This is a genomic window from Agrobacterium sp. DKPNP3 (assembly GCF_052686535.1).
The window spans coordinates 1-16947 of record NZ_JBQYSN010000022.1; the positions used below are offsets into that span (position 1 = coordinate 1).

The 16947-nt window shown below is 61.9% G+C and carries 16 protein-coding genes; 6 read left to right on the plus strand and 10 right to left on the minus strand.

Translation table 11 applies throughout. The features are described from left to right. The coding region (locus tag ACUTJJ_RS08760; RefSeq protein WP_445541897.1) for an MFS transporter at positions 1-1015 on the plus strand (1015 nt) is incomplete at its 5' end. Between the two features lie 57 nt (positions 1016-1072). On the opposite strand, the gene ACUTJJ_RS08765 is transcribed toward ACUTJJ_RS08760, so the two are convergent. Beyond that, positions 1073-2038 carry an MBL fold metallo-hydrolase gene (locus ACUTJJ_RS08765; protein ID WP_445541898.1) on the minus strand — a complete coding sequence of 322 codons (966 nt, stop codon included), beginning with the start codon at positions 2036-2038 and terminating at the stop codon, positions 1073-1075. A gap of 86 nt (positions 2039-2124) precedes the next feature. On the opposite strand from ACUTJJ_RS08765, the gene ACUTJJ_RS08770 reads away from it, so the two are divergent. Beyond that, the gene (locus ACUTJJ_RS08770) at positions 2125-3078 is read left to right on the plus strand and encodes a LysR substrate-binding domain-containing protein (RefSeq protein ID WP_445541899.1); all 954 of its coding nucleotides are present in this window, start codon (positions 2125-2127) and stop codon (positions 3076-3078) included. A gap of 3 nt (positions 3079-3081) precedes the next feature. On the opposite strand, the gene ACUTJJ_RS08775 is transcribed toward ACUTJJ_RS08770, so the two are convergent. The 5 genes from ACUTJJ_RS08775 to ACUTJJ_RS08795 all read right to left on the minus strand — a co-directional run bounded on the left by ACUTJJ_RS08775 (position 3082) and on the right by ACUTJJ_RS08795 (position 10424). Next, entirely contained in the window at positions 3082-3495 is a 414-nt protein-coding gene (locus ACUTJJ_RS08775; RefSeq protein WP_445541900.1) for a GNAT family N-acetyltransferase, read from the minus strand. Between the two features lie 85 nt (positions 3496-3580). Continuing rightward, positions 3581-5665, minus strand: a complete 2085-nt coding sequence (locus tag ACUTJJ_RS08780; protein WP_445541901.1) for a hypothetical protein — start codon at positions 5663-5665, stop codon at positions 3581-3583. Position 5666: 1 nt separating this feature from the next. After that, complete coding sequence (locus ACUTJJ_RS08785; protein WP_445541902.1) at positions 5667-8477, minus strand: DUF4159 domain-containing protein; 2811 nt, start codon at positions 8475-8477, stop codon at positions 5667-5669. Further along, complete coding sequence (locus ACUTJJ_RS08790) at positions 8474-9388, minus strand: DUF58 domain-containing protein (RefSeq protein ID WP_445541903.1); 915 nt, start codon at positions 9386-9388, stop codon at positions 8474-8476. The genes ACUTJJ_RS08785 and ACUTJJ_RS08790 overlap by 4 nt, the downstream gene beginning before the upstream one ends. Before the next feature lie 25 nt (positions 9389-9413). Then, positions 9414-10424: an AAA family ATPase gene (locus ACUTJJ_RS08795; RefSeq protein WP_445541904.1), complete on the minus strand. Its 1011-nt coding sequence runs from the start codon at positions 10422-10424 to the stop codon at positions 9414-9416. A gap of 175 nt (positions 10425-10599) precedes the next feature. Here ACUTJJ_RS08795 and ACUTJJ_RS08800 point away from each other — a divergent pair, with 175 nt between their 5' ends. Genes ACUTJJ_RS08800 through ACUTJJ_RS08810 form a run of 3 tightly spaced genes read left to right on the plus strand, consistent with a single transcriptional unit; the run spans position 10600 to position 13120 of the window. Further along, positions 10600-11238: a DUF1285 domain-containing protein gene (locus ACUTJJ_RS08800; RefSeq protein ID WP_445541905.1), complete on the plus strand. Its 639-nt coding sequence runs from the start codon at positions 10600-10602 to the stop codon at positions 11236-11238. Then, entirely contained in the window at positions 11235-11867 is a 633-nt protein-coding gene (locus ACUTJJ_RS08805; RefSeq protein ID WP_144577221.1) for an NUDIX hydrolase, read from the plus strand. Before ACUTJJ_RS08800 ends, ACUTJJ_RS08805 begins: the two co-directional genes overlap by 4 nt. Next, complete coding sequence (locus ACUTJJ_RS08810; protein ID WP_445541906.1) at positions 11864-13120, plus strand: CCA tRNA nucleotidyltransferase; 1257 nt, start codon at positions 11864-11866, stop codon at positions 13118-13120. Before ACUTJJ_RS08805 ends, ACUTJJ_RS08810 begins: the two co-directional genes overlap by 4 nt. Positions 13121-13146: 26 nt before the next feature. Here ACUTJJ_RS08810 and ACUTJJ_RS08815 read toward each other — a convergent pair whose 3' ends face one another. The 3 genes from ACUTJJ_RS08815 to hemF form a co-directional block, all read right to left on the minus strand. After that, positions 13147-13332, minus strand: a complete 186-nt coding sequence (locus ACUTJJ_RS08815) for a DUF1059 domain-containing protein (RefSeq protein WP_063950693.1) — start codon at positions 13330-13332, stop codon at positions 13147-13149. A 119-nt stretch (positions 13333-13451) separates the two neighbouring features. Continuing rightward, positions 13452-13718: a hypothetical protein gene (locus ACUTJJ_RS08820; protein WP_063950692.1), complete on the minus strand. Its 267-nt coding sequence runs from the start codon at positions 13716-13718 to the stop codon at positions 13452-13454. Between the two features lie 122 nt (positions 13719-13840). Continuing rightward, the gene (hemF, locus tag ACUTJJ_RS08825; RefSeq protein WP_209087436.1) at positions 13841-14752 is read right to left on the minus strand and encodes an oxygen-dependent coproporphyrinogen oxidase; all 912 of its coding nucleotides are present in this window, start codon (positions 14750-14752) and stop codon (positions 13841-13843) included. A gap of 131 nt (positions 14753-14883) precedes the next feature. Between hemF and ACUTJJ_RS08830 the strand changes: the two genes are divergently transcribed. After that, positions 14884-15159: a hypothetical protein gene (locus ACUTJJ_RS08830; RefSeq protein ID WP_063950690.1), complete on the plus strand. Its 276-nt coding sequence runs from the start codon at positions 14884-14886 to the stop codon at positions 15157-15159. A gap of 102 nt (positions 15160-15261) precedes the next feature. Here the strand turns inward: ACUTJJ_RS08830 and ACUTJJ_RS08835 are convergent, their stop codons facing one another. Beyond that, positions 15262-16914, minus strand: a complete 1653-nt coding sequence (locus ACUTJJ_RS08835) for a Na/Pi cotransporter family protein (protein WP_063950689.1) — start codon at positions 16912-16914, stop codon at positions 15262-15264. Positions 16915-16947 lie beyond the last annotated feature (33 nt).

Genomic DNA, 16947 nt, shown 5'->3' on the forward strand with positions numbered 1-16947 from the left:
CGTGCTTTCGGTGTTCGCGCCTGATTTCACTATTCTGCTCGTCCTGCGTTTTCTCACCGGGGCCGCCGTGGGCGGCACGCTGCCGGTGGATTATGCGATGATGGCCGAGTTCCTGCCGGCCAAGAACAGGGGACGCTGGCTGGTGTTTCTGGAAGGTTTCTGGGCTGTCGGGACATTGATCGTGGCGCTCGCGGCCTGGGGCGCCAGCCTTGCCGGCGTTGTCGATGCGTGGCGGTATATATTCGCGGTGACGGCTTTTCCGGCGGTTCTCGGCCTTGGCTTACGCTTTCTGGTGCCGGAATCGCCGCTTTACCTGCTGCGCACGGGGCGATTGGAGGAAGCCAAGGCCGTCGTCAACCGCATGCTGGTCACGAATGGCCGCGCGCCGCTCGATGCCGGAACAGGGCTTTTCCAGCCTGATGTGGCCAAGGGCCAGGGTATCTTTTCACCGGCGCTCAGGCAGCGCAGCATCATGATCCTCGCCATCTGGTTCCTCGTTTCCGTTTCCTATTACGGCGTCTTCACCTGGATGCCGGCGAAACTGGCGGGTGACGGTTTCGGCTTCGTGCGCGGTTACGGCTTTCTGGTGCTGGTCGCGCTGGCGCAGATCCCCGGTTATGCGCTTGCCGCCTATGGCGTTGAAAAATGGGGCCGCAAGCCGACGCTGATCGGCTTTTGCCTGCTGTCTGCGCTCGGTTGCCTGCTGTTCGCGCTCGCGGCCGGGGGCGTCATGGTTGCGGCTTCGCTGTTGATCATGAGTTTTGCCCTTCTCGGCACCTGGGGGGCGCTCTACGCCTTTACGCCAGAGCTTTACCCGACCGAATCACGGGCAACCGGCATGGGGGCGGCGGGCGCCATGGCACGACTTGGCGGCCTGCTGGCGCCGTCTCTGCTCGGTTATGCCATTGCGCAGGGTTTTGGCGTCGCGGTCGGCATCTTTGCCGGGCTGCTGGTGCTGGCCGCCATTGCGGCGACCATGATCAATGCGGAAACACGGCGGGTAGCTCTGACCTGAAGTCGCGACCCAAGGCGATGGCCCGATCTTTCAGAATCGGGCCACATCTTCTTCTTGTTATAGCGCCGCGTAATTGACCGGCAGCCAATCATAATTGGTGCTGTCGGTGCGCACGTGGCCGATGCCGGGGAAGGCGATGTGGGCGCCAGCCACGAGATACTTGCCTTCTACCGCCTGTTTGAATGCCAGATCGCGAGCGACCACCGCTGCCTTCTGGTCAACGTCGAACTCGATGGCGACATCGGGTTCATCGAACTGGAGGATATCTCCATGGGTGATATCGCCCCAGAAGACGATTTTCTGGCCTTCGCTTTCCAGAACGACAGCGCTGTGGCCTGGTGTGTGGCCGGCATAGAGGATCGACCCAAGACCGGGAACCGGCGCGCCGTTATCGCTAAACGTCTCAAATTTGCCGGCATCGATATAGGGCTGGATGCTCTCCTTCGCTTCGGCATAATATTTTTTCATCGCTTCGGGCGCTGCCTTCGCCTTTGCCTCATCCAGCCAGAAAGCGGCTTCGCGCTTGTTGACGTGCAGGGTCGCGTTGGCAAAGACGCGTTTGCCATTCGCCGAAAGTCCGCCGGAATGGTCGGTATGGATGTGTGTGAGGATGACGTCGTCGATCTCACCGGCCTTGTAGCCCGAGGCTTCGATATTGGCGACGAGCTTGCCAAGGCTCGCGCCGAGATAGGTGCCGGTGCCGGCATCGATCAGGACCAGCCTGTCGCCGGTATTGACCAGAAACGCATTGACGGAGGTCGGCGTCTCGTCCGGTAGGAAGGCATCCTTCAGCACCTTGGATGCGTGTTCCGGTGTCGTGTTGGTGTAGAGTTTTGCAAGCGGCAGCGCGACGACGCCATCCGAAAGGGCGGTGACTTCCACCTTGCCGACCATCAGCCTGTAGAAGCCGGGTGCCTGTGTGGCAGCGAGCGGCGCTTTGGCGAAGGCGAGGGAAGGCGCAATGAAAGGGGCTGCAAAGAGGGCGCTGGCGGCGCCTTTGAGAAGTGAGCGACGTGATGGCATTAAAGGCTCCTGAGTTAGGGAACGTCTTGAAACTTTCCGCACTCCAGCTAAGTGTAGGGAAGCCAGCAATCAAATCGATGTGACTTATGCAAACTATCGATCATTTCAATCTCCGTTCCTTCGACCTCAATCTTCTCGTCGCTTTCGATGCGATGATGGAGGAGATGAACGTGACGCGCGCCGCGCGCCGGCTGAAAATCCAGCAGCCGGCGATGAGCCACAATATCTCGACGCTGCGTACCCTGTTTCAGGACGAGCTTTTCATTCGCGTGGGGCAAGAAATGAAGCCAACGGCGCGGGCGCTCAAGCTGGCGGGACCGGTGCGGCAGGCGCTGAGACAGGCGCAGGCGGCGGTTTTGACGGCGGACGTCTTCGATCCGGCGACGGAGCGCCGCACATTCCGGCTGGGCATGTCGAGCGAGGTCGAGCTGTTGCTTTTGCCGGATCTGACGGCGCGACTGCGGGAGATCGCGCCCGGTATTCGCATTCTGGCCCGCAGCGGGCAGGAGCAGGAAATTACTGCGATGCTGGATACGGGCGTTATCGACATGGCTGTCGGATGCACCTATTCCAAGGAACAGCGGCACCATTGCGAGCCGCTTTATTCCTCCAGCGTGCTTTGCTGTTTTAACCCCGCTTTGCTTGATCTGCCCAATCCCGTTGGACTGGACGACTATGTGTCAGCCAAACACGCGGTGATATCGCAGACAGACAGCCTGCATGGCTGCATCAAGGACGCGTTGGAATTGAGCGGATTGGAGATCGACGTCGTTGCCGCTGCGCCGGATTTTCTCTCGGTGCTGGCCACGGCGCATTCATCGGCCGTGCTTGCGACGGTCTCCTCGCGCATCGCGCAGCGTTACGCTCCGATGCTGGGGCTCGAAACAAGCCCGGTGCCGGTGACGTTGAATTTCCCGCCGGTCGCCATGGTCTGGACCTTGCAGACCGATGCGGATGCCGGCTCCGTGTGGCTTCGACAGCAGATTCGCACTGCCATGGGCCGAACGGCTGAGGCTAATCCGGCGGGAATCGCCGCTTAGGGACTAAAACCGCTTCTCCAGCCAGGTGATCGACTGGCCGCTGGAAAGCGGCCCGAGCGTGCCGATCTTGGTGAAGCCGTAGCGTTCATAGGTTCTGAGCGCGTCCGGGTTCATCGTGTCGATATAGGCGCCGACGCAGCCGCGCTTTCTTGCCTCGTCTTCGGCCATGGCCAGAAGTTTCGAGGCCGTGCCCTGTCCGCGCATTGACTCCGGCACGAAAAGAAGCTGCACGTAAAGCCAGCCCCGGGCGGTGTGGCCAACAAGGCCGCCGGTGACGGTATTGTCCTCATCGCGGATAGTGATGTTGAGCTCGCGTTTGTCGCTCTCGCCGAAGCGGGCGATGTTGTAGGCCACCAACGGCTCGCGAATGGCTTTTTCGACTTCCGCGTCGGCAACATCACTCAAAACGAAATTCATGCCTGTTCTCCAGACGCCGGATGGCGACCGCTTTCGGTTTCACGCTGGAGACGGAAAACCCGACGCTGCCGTCGGGCCGCAGTCTTTACCGGCCCTCACGCCACCAGAGCGCGGAGAAGGCAAGGAGCAGGGCGCCGAGCCCGGCAAAACCGGCAAAGAGCGGCAGGGTGTTCACGCCTTTCAGCACCGTCTCGTCGGTCATGCGTATCAGCATGCGATCCTCATCGGCAACCCTGATATCGCCGCGAACCGGCAAAATATCCGGCAAAGCGATACGGCCAGAATTATCGGCCACACGATGCACGCTGCCCTTCGTGGCGTCGGCCAACGGTTTCAGCGTTTCGGTGGTTGAAATCATTGCCTTGAATTCGGGTGCGTCCACCGCGCCGACATGAACGAGGGTGGTGAAATCGCCGTTCTTGATCTCGAACAGGCCGGTCTCATCCATGCGGCGCTCGATTCTGTAGAGACCGGGCTCGCTGCTGGTGAAAGCCATGTTTTCCGTCTTGCCGGAAGGGAAACGCACGCTGGCCTGACCGGGATCGTCGCCGATTGTCTGACGGGTGATCTGCAGGGTGCGGCCGTTGGCGCGTGCCGTCAGCGCCTCTTCCTCGAGTTCCGGTTCCTTCATCAGCCAGTGTGCGATGCGGCGGTAAAGCGCCACATGCGGGCCGCCGCCCTCATAGCCCCGCGCCCAGAGCCAACCCTGATCGGACAGCAACATGGCGACGCGGCCTTCACCCTGCCGGTTGAGCACCAGCAGCGGGTCCTGACCGTCGCCCAGCATCACGGTCTGGCCCTGCGGCGGGTCGACGCTGATGGTGCGGAACCAGCGGCCCCATTGGGGCGGCTCGTTGCCCGAGCCTTCCAGCCCGCGGGTGACAGGGTGCTTCTTGCCCGCTTCCGAAAGGCGCGGGTAGAAGGCGGCCTGATGAACCTGACCTGTCGGCTGCGCCGGCAGCACGGAGGCGAGCGGGGTCATGGCGATCGAATCCTGCCCGGCATGTTCCGGCCCGGCGGCGATCAGGAGCGCGCCGCCTTTTTCGACATATTGGGCGATGTAATCGTAATAGAGGATCGGCAGCACGCCGCGATGCTGATAGCGGTCGAAGATGATGAGATCGAAATCATTGATCTTCTCAACGAACAACTCGCGGGTGGGGAAGGCGATCAGCGAGAGTTCGTTGATCGGCGTGCCGTCCTGCTTTTCCGGCGGGCGCAAAATGGTGAAATGCACCAGATCGACCGAGGCGTCGGATTTCAGGAGGTTGCGCCACGCCCGCTCGCCGGCGTGCGGTTCACCGGAGACGAGCAGCACGCGCAGGTTCTGGCGGATGCCTTCGATCAGATGAACGGCACGATTATTGGCAACAGTCACTTCGCCCGGGATTTCCGCAACGGAAAATTCCATGACATTGTTGCCGCCGCGTGGGACCTTGAAATTGAACGGCGTCGGTTGGCCGGGGGTGGCCTGCAGCGTGGCGATTTCTTCGCCATTCATCTTAACCGTCACCTCAGCCGCACCGCCGCCTGCCGGGCGTCCATCATCGAAGACCCGCAGCGTCAGTTGCTGTTCCTCGTTGACAATACCGAAGCGCGGGGCGCGAACGATTTCGATGCGGCGGTCGAACTCATCAGCCTTGCCGGTGATCAAGCCGTGCACGGGTGCGCGGAAGCCGAGCGCCTGTTCGGCATTGGGCTGCGCATTCGGAATATCATGTATCTGGCCGTCGCTGAGGAAGATCGCACCGCCGACGCGGGAAGGCGAGACATCCGAAACGGCGGAGGACAAGGCCGAGAAAAGCTGAGTCGAGGGTGAATCGCTCTCACCATTATCGCGCACTTCAACGACGCGCGGCTCGATACGCGGGAAACGGGACAGCCGGTCTTTCAGCGCGTTAAGCGCCGTGTCCGTCATCTGCGGCCGGTCCTGCACATCCTGGCTTTGCGAGCGGTCGACGATGACGGGGACGATGGTGGAAAGCGGTTCGCGCTCCTCCTGCGTCAGGAGCGGATTGGCGATGGCGGCGAGCAGCGCGGCGAGCGCCAGACCGCGCAGCCATGCGCCACGCACGCCGCGCCACAGGCCGATGAAGAAAAGGAGAAGAGCGGCGACGGCCAGAATGGCGATCACGATCCACGGCAGGAAGGGGGCGAAAGTCAATGTCATGTCACTGCCCCAACCGTTCGAGAAGTGCCGGAACATGGACCTGATCGGCCTTGTAGTTGCCGGTCAGCATATACATCATGATGTTGACGCCGGAGCGGAAGGCATGTTCGCGCTGCATCTCGTCGGGCGGTACAGTGGGCAGGACCGGTGCGCCCTGCGCATCGACGGCCCATGCGCCGGCGAAATCATTGCCGGTTATCATGATCGGCGTCACGCCATCGCCAGAGGAGGAAAGGCCTGAGGTGGTCTTGGCGGCCCCCTGGCGCGATTCCACCCAGAGCGGCGAGCCATTGTAACGGCCGGGGAAATTGGTGAGCAAATAGAAGGAGCGCGTCAGGACATGGTCTTCCGGCACAGGTTCCAGCGGCGGAATATCGATATTGGCGAGGATTGCCTGCAAACGCTCGCCATTGGCGCTGGTCGCGCCGGTATCGAGCGAAGAGAACTGGTCGCGTGTGTCGAAGAGCACGGTGCCGCCGGCACGCATATAAGCGTCGATGCGGGAGATGGCAGCGCTGGACGGCATGGGGGCAGAGGCCGAAACAGGCCAGTAGATGATCGGATAGAAGGACAATTCATCCTTGGAAATATCGAGGCCGACAGGCTGTCCGGGCTCCAGCGTCGTGCGCCAGGTCAGGAATTCGCTCAAACCCTGCAAACCCTGTTCTGAAATGCGGTCGACATCGTCTTCGCCGGTGCGGACATAAGCGAGATGGGTGGTGTCCAGCCGCTCGAATATTTGCTCGTCGCCGGGTTTGGGATCGTCGGCGCGGGCATCGTTTGGTGCCATGGCGGCAAAGGCACCAAGCGCCAGCAGCATTGTAGCCACTGTGGCGCTGCGGGCTTTCGGCAGGCGTGCGAAGGCGCCGTTCATGAAGAGCACGATCAGGCTGTCGGCAATCAGCATGAGGAAGGCGGCGATGAAGAGGGCAGGGCGCAGCGATTTCGCCGTTTCGCCGATCAGGGCTTCGCTTGACGTGCTGACACCGGCGGCTGACGTATCGAGCGGGCGAAGTGTGGCACCTGCGGGTAAGAGATTGAGAGCCACGAAACCATCCTCTGTGCCGTAAAGGCCGGGGGGATTGTCGAAACCGGTGCGCGGAGGCTGGCCCGCGGGCATTTCCAGCGGCCGGGCAGTGCCGATTTCGGCTGACAGCGCGCCTTCGGCCGTCAGCAGGCGGAAGGGTGGCAGAGCGGCGGCCGGTGCATTGGCGGAAGCCGAAGCGCCGCCTGCCTTGGACAATTGCACGATACGGCGCAGCATATCGACGAAGTGGCCCGATATCGGCAGGTCGGACCAGCTGGCCTCGGCGCTGACATGGAACAGCACGATGCGACCCGCCTCGACATTGCGGGTGGTGACGAGCGGCGTGCCATCGGCAAGGCTTGCCCAGGTGCGTTCGGCGAGATCAGGTGTCGGCTCGGCCAGAACCTGGCGTTTGACGAGAATGCCGTCGGCCTTCGGCATGCCGGCGAAAGCGCCGAATGCAGGGAAATCGGCAAGCGGCTGCGGTTCTGCCCAGGAGAGCGCGCCGCCGAGTGCGCGTTCACCCTGTCTCAGTGTCACGGGCACCAGTGGGTCGTCGGCAGGTGCTGCGGCAAGGCGCGGCCCGGCGAAGCGGATCAACGTGCCGCCGCCCGCAAGCCATTTCTGCATCGGCTCATAGGTTTCCTGCGGCAGGCGGCCGATATCGGCCATGACGATGACGGAGGGGTTGGATTGCAGGATTTCCGGGATGGCCTGCGCCAGATCGGCCTGCCGCTGCGGAATGAGATCGACGAAGGGCTGAAGTGCGCGGCTGATATAATAAAGCGGCTGCAGCAGCGGCTGGAAATCATTGCCGGTTTCGCCGGCCAGCAGCGCCACGCGGCGGCGGCGGAAGCCGTCATCGAGAAGATGCACTGCACCCGCCGTCGAAACACCTTCAAGAGAAAGACGGGCGAAATCGTTGCGCAGTTCGAAGGGCGCTTCCACCGTTGCGGTGGTTTCGGCCACGCCGGGGGCGAAGGTGGCGATGCCATTGGCGAGGATGCGGCCCTGGCTGTCCTGCGCATTAACGGTCAGCCGGGCGGCTTCGGCTGTGTCGAGCCGTGAAAGCGTCACGCTCATCGCATCGGCATTGTTGGTGGCGCCGGTAATGGCGGCGATAGCCTTGCCGTCGCCCTTCACGATGCGAAACTCGGTGGGGGAGAGGTTTGCGAGTGTTCGCATCGCGCTTTCATCCTGCGCGGTTTGCACGCCGTCGGTGATATAGGCGAGCGTGCCGGGGGGCGTGCCGTTCAGCGCTTCGGTTATGGCTTCGGCGGTGCGGACACGATCTGGAACGAGCGGCTTCGGTTTTGCCGCTGCCAGCTTTTCCAGGGCGACCGCTGTCGTTCCGGGTACGGCGTCATGTTCGGCATCGGCTGTAAAAGCGATGGCGACGGGGCGCTCGGCACGCTCCGCATCCCCGATCAGGGCTTCCGCCGTTGCCACGCGTCTTTCCCAGTCGGGCGCAGACGCCCAGCTATTGTCAACCACCAGCACCAGCGGGCCGCTGCCAGCGATGCCGCTGTTGCGTGGATTAACCACCGGATCTGCGAGCGCGAGAATTACGGCGGCGGCAAGCGCCATGCGCAGCAGGGTGAGCCACCACGGGCTTTTCGACGGCGTTTCCTCACGTTTCAAAACCGTCGCCAGGATCTTCAGCGGCGGGAACACTTCCGCCTTGGGGCGTGGCGGGGTGAGCCGCAGCAGCCACCAGATGGCAGGCAGCGCCAGCAAGCCGAAGAGGATGTAAGGGCTGGTGAAGACGAAAGGCAATGCGCTCATCGGCGGCCACCGCCTTGCGCGGGCGCGCCGGAAAGATACATGTGCATGGCCACCAATGCCTCGGAAGCGAGATGATCGGTGCGATGGAACACGAAGTTCCAGCCCAGACGGCGAAGTGACGAGGAGAGCGCCTCGTGTCTGGCGAAATAGGCGCGGGTATAGTCCGCGCGAATGGTCTCGGCACGGCCGGAGACCAGTTTTTCGCCGGTTTCCGGATCGCTGAATTCGGTGCGGCCGGAATAGGGGAAGGTCTCTTCAGCCGGATCGGCAATTTCCACCACGTGGCCGCGCAGGCCCCGCCGTGCGAGCGGCGAAATGCGTTCCATCACGGCCTGCGCATCATCAAGAAAATCGCCGATCAGAACGATGTCGCTCGCGCCACGGATCATGCTCGTTTCCGGCATGCCTTCGGTCGGCGGCGCATGCATAATTGCGGTGGCGAGCCGTTCGGCGGCATTTCGGGCAGAAACCGGTTCCATGATGCCGGGGCAGCCGATGCGCTCGCCCGAGCGGGCGAGGATTTCCGCCAGCGCCAGCATCAGTACCAGCGCCCGGCTTTCCTTGGAAACGGAGCCGAGGGTCGATTTGAACATCATCGACGGCGACATGTCGGCCCAGAGCCAGATGGTGTGGGCCGCTTCCCATTCACGGTCACGGACATAGGTGTGATCGTCGCGGGCGGAGCGCCGCCAGTCGATGCGCGAGAGACTTTCGCCCTCGGCATAGGGGCGGAACTGCCAGAAATTTTCGCCGATGCCGCGCTTGCGGCGGCCATGCCAGCCTGCGGTGACGGTGTTGGCGATGCGCTTTGCCTCGACCATGCAGTCCGGCACCAGGGCGGCGCGCTGGCGCGCGCGCGCGAGAACTTCGCTACCTGGCGTCTTGTCTACGATCTGGCCGATGGATGCCACATGCAGTCCTTTCGCGAACGTCGCTTCAGTTCTTCGCCTGCTCCACGAGGGCCGCGATGACATCGCGCACCGACATGCCTTCGGCGCGGGCCGCAAAGGTCAGCGCCATGCGGTGTTCCAGAACCGGTTCGGCCAGCGCATAGACATCGTCAAGCGACGGCGCGAGCCTGCCTTCGTACAGCGCACGCGCACGGGCCGTCAGCATCAGCGACTGGCCGGCGCGCGGACCGGGACCCCAGGCGACGTTTTTATCGGTCAACTTGTTGCCGTGACCGGGGCGGGCGGAGCGGACGAGTGACAGGATGGCGTCCACCACCTTGTCGCTGACCGGCATCTGGCGGATCAGCGCCTGTATCTCCATCATGCGGGACGCATCGATCACGCCACGTGCTTCACCCGAGGCGGTGCCCGTCGTGTCGAGCAGGATCTGGCGTTCGGCCGCGAGTTCGGGATAACCGACATCCACCTGAAGGAGAAAACGGTCGAGCTGGGCTTCCGGCAGCGGATAGGTGCCTTCCTGTTCCAGCGGGTTCTGCGTCGCGAGAACGTGGAACGGCTTTGGCAGCTCATAGGTCTGGCCGGCCATGGTGATGTGGTATTCCTGCATGGCTTGCAGCAGCGCGGACTGCGTGCGCGGGCTGGCGCGGTTGACTTCATCGGCCATCAGCAACTGCGCAAAAACCGGTCCCTTGATAAAGCGGAAGGAACGGCGGCCGTTTTCATCCTGGTCCATGACTTCTGAACCGAGAATATCCGACGGCATCAGGTCCGGCGTGAACTGGATGCGGTTGGCATCGAGGCCGAGCACGGTGCCAAGCGTGGTGACAAGCTTGGTCTTGGCAAGACCGGGAACGCCGACGAGAAGCGCATGGCCACCGGAAAGGATGGCGAGAAGCGTGTTCTGCACCACTTTTTCCTGACCGAAGATGACCTTGGAGACTTCGGTGCGGATGGCCGCAATGTCGGAAAGCGCCTTTTCGGCGGAAGCGATGATCGCCTTTTCGTCGAGGGTTTCGCCGGTATTCATCACGCCCATGTCGCTCTCCTCATACCTTCGCCGCTGTCGCAATTGCATTCCGGCTTTGCTGGCCGTTGGCCGGAACGGATTTTGCGCTGCATATAGCTTATTGCTCTCTTGGCCGCTGACAAGCGCCATTCGAATGACTATGTCGTGACTTAGTATTTCCTTATCGGCAAAGCGAGACTCGAATATGGCAGCGGAGACGATAAATTCGGCAGGCGATGCGGCAGGGCTGGCGGCGATGATTTCCCGTGCCGCGGAACAGACCGGCGACGCCCGGCGCGGACCGGCCCCGGTCGAGCGCTGGAATCCGCCCTTTTGCGGCGATCTCGACATGGAAATCCGCGCCGACGGCACCTGGTTCTACCTCGGAACGCCCATCGGCAGGGCGCCGCTGGTTCGGCTGTTTTCCACTGTTCTGCGCAAGGATGAGGATGGCAAAACCTATCTCGTGACTCCTGTGGAAAAAGTCGGCATCCGGGTCGTCGATGCGCCTTTCGTTGCCGTGGAAATGAAGGTGACGGCGGGCGAGGTGGATGGCGAGCCCGGCGAGCCCGTACTCACTTTCCGCACGAATGTCGGCGATGTGGTGGAGGCGGGGCAGGAGCATCCGCTGCGGTTTGAAATTTACGGCGAGAACCGGGAATTGAAGCCCTATCTTCTCGTCCGCGGACGTCTGGAAGCGCTGGTGTCGCGGGCCGTGATGTACGACCTCGTCGCACTCGGAGAGGTGATCGAGGTGGACGGCGTCGACATGTTCGCGGTGCGCTCGGGGGGCGTCGTTTTTCCGGTCATGCCCGCCAATGAACTGGAACGGCTTTCGCAATGACAATGACGGCGCTGAAGGGTTTTACCGCCGCCGACTTCCGCCGGCGGGTGCTGCAGGAAGGCGAAGGCGTTGCCGAGCGGGAAAATGGCGATCACGTTCTCAATCCGGGCGTGGTGCTGTCCGGAAACGGCATCAAACTGAAGGATGCGGCGGTTCTGGTTCCCGTTATCGATGACGGCGAGGACGCGCGGGTGATCTTCACCCAGCGCACCTCCACCCTGCGCAAGCATTCCGGCCAGATTTCCTTCCCGGGCGGCGGTATCGACGCCGAGGACCGCACGCCTGAGGAGGCGGCGCTGCGCGAGGCGGAAGAGGAAATCGGGCTTTCGCGCTCTTTCGTAGAGACCGTGGGGCGTCTGCCGGATTATATTTCCGGTACGGGCTTTCGCATCAAGCCGGTGCTGTCCGTTGTTCGGCCCGGCTTCGACCTCACGCTCAATCCGGCGGAAGTGGACGAGGTTTTTGAGGTGCCTCTGTCCTTCCTGATGAACCCCGAAAACCACGGGCGCGGCAGCCGCATCTTTCAGGGGAAGGAGCGGTTTTTCTACGAAATGCCCTATGGCGAGCGCTACATTTGGGGCATTACGGCGGGCATCGTCAGGACGATTTACGAGAGGTTTTATTCATGAGCAGCCTTGCCGGTCAGGACTGGTTCGAAAAGCCGGCGCTGAAGCGCATCTTTGCGCTTCTGAATGCCGATGGCGGCGAAGTGCGGATCGTTGGCGGGGCCGTTCGCAACGCTCTCCTGGGCTTGCCCGTCGCGGATGTCGACATGGCGACGACGCTTACCCCTGATGTGGTGGTGGCGCGGGCAAGGGCGGCGGGCATCAAGGCTGTTCCAACGGGCATCGAGCACGGCACGGTGACGCTCGTGATCGACGGCGAAGGTTTCGAGGTGACGACGTTGCGCCGTGACGTGGAAACCAATGGCCGCCACGCACAGGTGGCTTTCGGTACCGACTGGCAGACGGATGCGGAACGGCGCGACCTCACCATCAACGCGCTTTACGCCGATGAAAATGGCGAAATCATCGATCTCATCAATGGTTTGCCCGATATCGAAACCGGGACGGTTCGCTTTATCGGCGATGCCGCGACGCGGATTTCGGAAGATTACCTGCGGATTTTGCGCTTTTTCCGCTTCTTTGCCCATTACGGCTCCGGCAGGCCGGATGCGGATGGTCTGAGAGCAAGTGCGCGGGCCAAGGACAAACTGGCAACGCTCTCCGCCGAGCGGGTGTGGAGCGAGGTAAAGAAGCTGCTTTCCGCCCGCGATCCGTCCCGCGCCCTGCTCTGGATGCGGCAATCGGGCGTTCTCTCGGAAATTCTTCCCGAGACCGAGAAATGGGGTATCGATGCCATTCATGGGCTGGTGGCGGCGGAGCAGGCCCTCGGCTGGGCGGTTGAGCCTATGCTCCGGCTTGCTGCCATCGTGCCGCCCGACCGGGAGAGGCTCGCTGCTCTTTCCGCGCGTCTGCGACTGTCAAAGGCGGAAGCTTCCTATCTTTCCAACTGGGCTTCGGCGCCGGCGGCTGATCCCGACCTTAAAGACACGGCTCTCGACCGTCTGCTTTACCGTCAAGGCGTTGATGGCATGAAGGCACGGTTGAAGCTGGCGCTCGCAGCAGCCCGTGCCGATATCTCGGCCGGCGACACGGCGATGCAAAAGGTTGCGCGCTTTTCGACGCTGCTGGCAAGGGCGGAAAAATTTCAGAAACCCGCTTTTCCCCTTAGCGGTGCTGATGTGATGGCCGCCGGTGTTGAGGCTGGCCCAAAAGTGGGCGATCTTTTGAAGAGCCTCGAGGAGAAGTGGATAGACGTCAACTTCTCGCTTAACCGGGCAGCGTTGACCGCCCGGCTTAAGGACATGCTCGAGCACTAGAGCGCCGGAATGGTGATGCTCCAGCGTTAAGCCGCGTTCGCCTCGTCGCGGATGCGGGCCTTGATGTTATCGATCATGTTTTCGCGGATAACGGTTTCGCCGTGAGCCGCACGCATGTGTTCCACAGTGCGGCGAACGACTTCTGCGTCATCATCCGCACGGGTGTGCCAGGCACAGCCGGGCACGAGCGTTCCACATTCAAAAAGTCTCATGGTCTTGCCTCCCTGTTTCAGCGAAAGGGCAGCGTGAAGTGACGTGCCGCCCCTGCGGTATGAAACAAAAGTCCGCCGCTTATGTTCCAAAGCGGCGTCCTTGATTGCTGAACCCTGACTTACTCGGGCATCGCCCAGCACTGGAAAACGGAGGACGTCCCGGCCGGCGGGATTTTTGTGCTGTGCCGTTCGTCGTTATCCGCGCGCTTCACGGCTTTTCCGGCGAGCGTGCGTTTCACCTGTTCGACATAGAAGGAATGCGGCAGTTCGCGATCGCCCGTTGCGCGCATTTCGGCGGCAAGGCGGTCAATCAATGCGGTGGTATCGATGGATTGCGATGCTCCCTCGGCGGAAGCAGAAATAGGCATGCTGTTCGAAGTAATCATGACGATAGCTCCTCCAGTACGTCTGCGGGAGGAGACTATCACTGCCTTGGTTTTTCCATAAGTCCTAATTCGCGCTATTTGCGACGAAATGGCTGATGAGCGTCAAATCTGCGTGAAGCGCCCTAGGGCCAGCGCACAACCGGTGGCAGGGACGAGAGGATCGACTCGACATTGCCGCCGGTCTTCAGGCCGAAGATGGTGCCGCGGTCATAAAGCAGGTTGAACTCCACATAGCGGCCACGGCGGATCAGCTGCTCGTCGCGGTCCTCTTCCGTCCATGGCTGGTTGAAATTGGAGCGGACGATTTTCGGGTAGACGAGATTGAAGGCGCGGCCGACATCCTGCACGAAGGCAAAATTCGCGTCCCAGCCGCCCTTCTCCTCTTCTGGATGCAACCAGTCGAAAAAGATGCCGCCAATGCCGCGCGGCTCGTTGCGATGCTTCAGGAAGAAATATTCGTCGCACCATGCCTTATAGCGCGGATAATCCGCAACGGGGTGCCGGTTGCAGGTGATCTCGAAGCCCCTGTGAAACAATTGGGTGTCCGGGTCTTCCTGCGTCCGCCTGCGGCCCAGAACGGGCGTCAGATCCGCACCTCCGCCAAACCAGTGACTGGTGGTGACGACCATGCGCGTGTTCATGTGCACGGCCGGGACATTGGGATTGACCGGATGGGCGATGAGCGACAGACCGGAGGCCCAGAAGCGCGGGTCCTCTTCGGCGCCCGGGATCTGCTTGCGGAATTCTGGCGAGAACTCGCCATAGACGGTGGACGTGTGGACGCCGACCTTCTCGAAGACACGGCCTTCCATCATCGACATCTTGCCGCCGCCGCCTTCGCCATTGTCGCGCAGCCATTCTTTCTGGACGAAGCGGCCGGGCTCCTGATCGGAAAGGGGACCTGTGAGTTCGTTCTCCAGGGTTTCGAAGGAGGCAACGATGGTATCGCGCAGGTGCTGGAACCACGCTTGGGCAACGGCCTTCTTGTCTTCGATATCCTCGGGCAAGCCCTTCGGCAAGATTGGCCGTTCCATTTCGTCATTCTCCTGCATTGAAGTCTGTGTCCCGCCGCGTCTAGCAGGTGTTTGCGCCGCGCACAAATTCGACTCGCCAAGCCAGCGCGTCGTCACTATCTTTAAAGATGTAGGTGCCAGAGGTGAATATCATGACGAAATTTACCGGACCGCCGCCGCTCGACGGGCTGAAGCGCAGGATCGCCAATCACCGCAAGGAGCGCGAAAGCGCCAGCGGCGTTCCTCAGCGAGACGGCATGTTCGTGCGCCAGACCTTTTGTCTCGGCCGCGAAGAAGCTCGCGCCAAGGCGCGGGAGTGGTTCGACAGTTTTCCAAAGGCAGCGTATTGGACCGAAGTGGAAAGCTGGCGGCAGCTCGAGGGTGACCGCATCGAATTCACCATGCGGCGGCTGCCGTCCGCCGATTGAGATTGGGAGCGTCTTCGGCATTTTTTCGGATGCGAAAACGCGCCAACTTTTTGTCTGTCGCATTTCCGGGCGGAAAACCGGGGCACCCTTCCGGAAAATGCCCTAGGCGCGTGGCTCCGCATAGCGCAGCCGGCTTTCGATCAGCACGCCGCTTTCATCCAGGATGGGATGCGCCACCGACACGATGTGGGCGTTGATGCGTTTGAGGTCTCGCAACATGTCGAGATGAAGCGAGCTCGTCTGCATGCTCTCCGTCAGCCCGTCACGCAGCCGCTCCAGATGCCGGTTTGACGATCGTTTTTCCAACCGGCGTATATCCACCTTGCTTTCCATGAGACGACGCGCCAGCTCGAAATCGCCCGTCACCAGAATACTCTGGGCGGCGCGCAGGTTCTCGATGGTCATGTCGAACAGCGTCTTCAACTCCTCATATCCGTCATCGGAAAACTTGAAGTTGTTCAGCACCTTCTTGCGGATCTGCTCGCAGATGCCCTTTTCGATGATATCGCCGACATGTTCGAGATTGATGGCGTAATCGATGATGGCGATCGAGCGCCGTGCTTCCTCGTCGGCAAGCCCCTTGCGCCCCAGTTGGGACAGATAGATCTTCACTTCCTGCTGGCGGCGGTCGACCTTCTTTTCCAGAACGGAAACTTCCTGCAGCGGCGCAAGATCGTTGTGCTTGAAGGCGTTCTCGGCGCGAATCAGCATCCGCTCGATGCTGTCGCCGACGCTCAACACCTCGCGGGTGGCATTGGCGAGCGCGACGACAGGCACGTCCAGCGCCTGCTGATCGAGGAAAAAGGGGCCGTCCTCGGCTTTCGGATCTCCCGGCACCAGCTTGGTCATCAGGTCGGAGATCAGGCCGGAGAAGGGCCACGCCAGTGCCGCCAGAATGACGTTGAAGATGAGATGCGCATCCACGGGCAGCTTGGCCGGGGAAAGCGGCAATTGTTGCAGAAATTCTGCGCCATAGGAGGCAAGCGGCATGGCGATCAGGCAGCCGATGGTGCGCACCACGAGATTGCCGATCGTGATGCGCCGCGCCGAGGCGGGGCCTGAGAGTGTGGCGATGACGGGCGGAACGGCGCCGCCGAGATTGGCGCCGAGAATGAGAACGATGATCAGCCCGGTGGACAGCGTGCCGGTGGCGGCAAGCGACAGGATCAGGACCACCACGGCAAGGCTTGACGACGAGACGAAGGCGAGCACGGCGGAAAAGATCAGTGCAACGGGCCATGCGCCATCCAGCAGGCCGATGAAGACGCCAAGCGCCGGGGAGGCGCGCATGGGTTCGGTCGCGCCGCTCAGCAGATGCAGCGACAGAAGCATCAGGCCAATGCCGATAACTGCCGTTCCGCCGCCCTGTCTGGCATTGGAGCTGCCCTTTTTGAGAATGATGCCGGAAAGGATCAGAAGCGGGGAGAGCCATTCCACACCGGCTGCCACGATCCAGGCCGTCACGGCGGTGCCGACATTGGCACCAAGCAGCACCACCTGCGCCATGCGCGGCCGGATGAGATCGCGCTCGGCAAAGGAGGCCACCGTCAGCGCCGTTGCCGTCGAGCTTTGCAGTGCCACCGTTGCGAAAAATCCAGAGAAAAAGGAGCGGGGACCATTCTGGGTGCCGGTTGCAAGCACGCTTCGCAGTTTCATGCCAAAGGCCCGGGTGACGCCGTCCTTCACCTGGGCAAGACCGAAAAGCAGCAGCGCGACGGCGCCGAGAAGGTTGACGATGACAATGGTGGATTGCATGCGACGTCTCCTCACACCCGCCAGCGGATGCTT